Below are 2,680 nucleotides of genomic sequence, written 5' to 3' on the forward strand. Positions count from 1 at the left end.
GTACCCCGCGCCCCTAACAGCCAAAAGACTGCGCCGTTCCCCGCGCCCCTGAGCGGGACGGGGCGCAGCCCCTCCCCAAGGGGCGCGGGGAACGGCGCGAGCAACCCCCACCGGACCTGCAGGTTCAGGGGCGCGGGGAACTGCGCAATCTTTTCGTCTTTCGGGGGCGGAGCCCCTTGGGGGCGCGGGGAACTGCGCGGGCAGCAACCCCCACCGGACCCGCGGACGGCGTACTCCGTCAAAGAACTAGGCTGCCGCCATGAGCGATCAGCCGCCGGTACTGCACGTGACGGGCCGCGTACTCGTCGCCCCCGACGACGCCAGGGACGAACTCTGGATCGTCGACGGCAAGGTCACCTACGACCGCCCCCGCGGCGAGGCCGCACAAGACGTCCGCACGATCGACGGCTGGACCCTGCCAGGACTGGTCGACGCCCACTGCCATGTGGGCCTCGGCCCCCACGGAGCCGTCCCCGACGACGAGTCGGAGAAGCAGGCCCTGGCCGACCGGGAGGCCGGCACACTCCTCCTCCGCGACGCAGGCTCACCCGCGGACACCCGCTGGGTCGAGGACCGCGACGACCTCCCGAAGATCATCAGGGCGGGCCGCCACATCGCCCGTACCCGCCGCTACATCCGCGGCTTCGCGCACGAGATCGAGCCGCCGGACCTCGTCGCGTACGTGGCCCAGGAGGCCCGACGCGGCGGCGGCTGGGTCAAGCTCGTGGGCGACTGGATCGACCGCGGGACCGGCGACCTCGGCGCGTGCTGGCCGCGCGACGCGGTGGAGGCGGCGATCGCCGAGGCCCACCGCCTCGGCGCCCGCGTCACCGCGCACTGCTTCGCCGAGGACTCCCTGCGGGACCTCGTAGAGGCGGGCATCGACTGCATCGAACACGCCACCGGCCTGACCGAGGACACGATCCCGCTCTTCGCCGAACGCGGCGTCGCGATCGTCCCGACCCTCGTGAACATCGCCACGTTCCCGCACCTCGCGGACGGGGGCGAGGCCAGGTTCCCCCAGTGGTCCGCGCACATGCGGCGACTGTACGAGCGCCGTTACGACACCGTGCGCGCCGCGTACGACGCCGGGATCCCGGTGTTCGTCGGCACCGACGCGGGCGGCACGCTGCCGCACGGCCTGGTGGCGGGGGAGGTCGCCGAGCTGGTCAAGGCCGGTATCCCGCCCCTCCAGGCGCTTTCGGCCACCACGTGGGGCGCCCGTGCGTGGCTGGGCCGGCCCGGCCTGGAGGAAGGGGCTCCGGCCGACCTCGTCGTGTACGAGCAGGATCCGCGGGCGGACGTACGGGTCCTGGCGGCGCCGCGGCGGGTGGTGCTGGACGGCCGGGTCGTCGGCTGACGGAGAGTGACCGCGGGGCCCGTTCCCTGCGGCGCGCACTCCCTCCCGCGCTCCGGCGCTTTCCAGCCAGTTCGGTGGAGTTCAGTGATCCGGGTGGCCTTGAGGAACGTACGTGCAGGATGAATCGAAGAGGTGCGCGGAAAGTCCACGTATGGGTGAACTCCCGTCAGCTCGCTGACTGTTCACTCTCCGTGCGTAAGGATTCCCGTCATCGACGCCGCCGGACGCTCCCCGCATGTCCCTGCGAGCGGAGCGTCCTGCGGCGTCGCGTCTCCGGTTCTGTCTCCTGTGGGGGTCCCACCACCATGAACAGCAATGCTTTCCGTATGCCCGCACGCAGGCTGGCCGCCACCGCGGCCGCCGTCTCCCTGGCCGCGGGTCCCGCGGTCCTGGCCGGCGCGGGTCCCGCCCACGCGACCGACGGCCACGGTCGCGCCGGCGCCGTCGTGCTCCGCACCGGGCTCGACGTGTCCCTGCTCAACAAGACCGTGAACGTCCCGCTCGCGGTCTCGCTCAACGAAGTACAGGCGCCGCGGAGCGCCGAGAAGACCACGCTCACGGCGAAGCTGGACGGGGTCGACGGCGGACAGCCGTTCACCGTGCTCGGCGCGGAGGTCGCCAGAGCGGGTGCGACCGTGTCCGCGGAGAAGGCCGAGGGGTCGGTGCACCTCGCCCACGCCAAGGTGCACATTCCTGGACTGCCGCTGCTGTCCCTCATCGAGGTCGATCAGGTCACCGCGAAAGCGGTCTGCGCGGCGGGGGAGAAGCCGGTCGCCTCGGCGAATCCGCTGGGTGCGGTGACGGTGCTCGGCAAGAGGACCACGGTGAGCGCCGGCGGGGTGACGGAGGTGAAGGTGCCGGGGGTCGGTGAGGTCCGCCTGGACCTGTCGTCCACACGGACCACGTCCCGTACGGCGGCGGCGACCGCGCTGCGGCTCAAGGTGTCCGTGAACCCGCTGAAGCTGAACGTGGCGGAAGTTGAAGGAACGGTCACTCTGGCGGAGGCGACCTGCGAGTCCCCGGCGGAGCCCGTGCCGGGGGTGTCGCCGCAGGGCGCTGCCGCGGAGTCGCCGGGGCTCGCGGAGACCGGCGGCAGTTCGGCGACGCGGTATGTGGCGGCGGGGGCGCTCGCGCTACTGGTGGCAGGCGCCACAGCGGTAACCCTGACCCGCCGCCGCCGAGCCTGACGCCGGACCCGCGCCCCTGCGGGGGAGGGTGGCGTAAGACCGAGTGCTCACTGCGACCCGGCGGGGGCCGTTCGCGCAGTTCCCCGCGCCCCTAAAAACCAAAAGACTGCGCAGTTCCCCGCGCCCCTTAGGC

At 72.5% G+C, this 2,680-nt stretch carries 2 protein-coding genes; both read left to right on the top strand.

The features are described 5' to 3' along the window. Positions 1-259: 259 nt before the first annotated feature. Positions 260-1,360: an amidohydrolase family protein gene (locus ACFVH5_RS44250; RefSeq protein ID WP_385839348.1), complete on the top strand. Its 1,101-nt coding sequence runs from the start codon at positions 260-262 to the stop codon at positions 1,358-1,360. A 305-nt stretch (positions 1,361-1,665) separates the two neighbouring features. Then, the gene (locus ACFVH5_RS44255; RefSeq protein ID WP_385839349.1) at positions 1,666-2,547 is read left to right on the top strand and encodes an SCO1860 family LAETG-anchored protein; all 882 of its coding nucleotides are present in this window, start codon (positions 1,666-1,668) and stop codon (positions 2,545-2,547) included. Positions 2,548-2,680: the final 133 nt, after the last annotated feature.

The sequence above is a fragment of the Streptomyces sp. NPDC127119 genome, assembly GCF_042677425.1.
Classification (GTDB): domain Bacteria; phylum Actinomycetota; class Actinomycetes; order Streptomycetales; family Streptomycetaceae; genus Streptomyces.

Coding starts and splice junctions, on each gene's coding strand:
- ACFVH5_RS44255 (WP_385839349.1), top strand. CDS start 1,666: ATGAACAGCAATGCTTTCCGTATGCCCGCACGCAGGCTGGCCGCCACC.
- ACFVH5_RS44250 (WP_385839348.1), top strand. CDS start 260: ATGAGCGATCAGCCGCCGGTACTGCACGTGACGGGCCGCGTACTCGTC.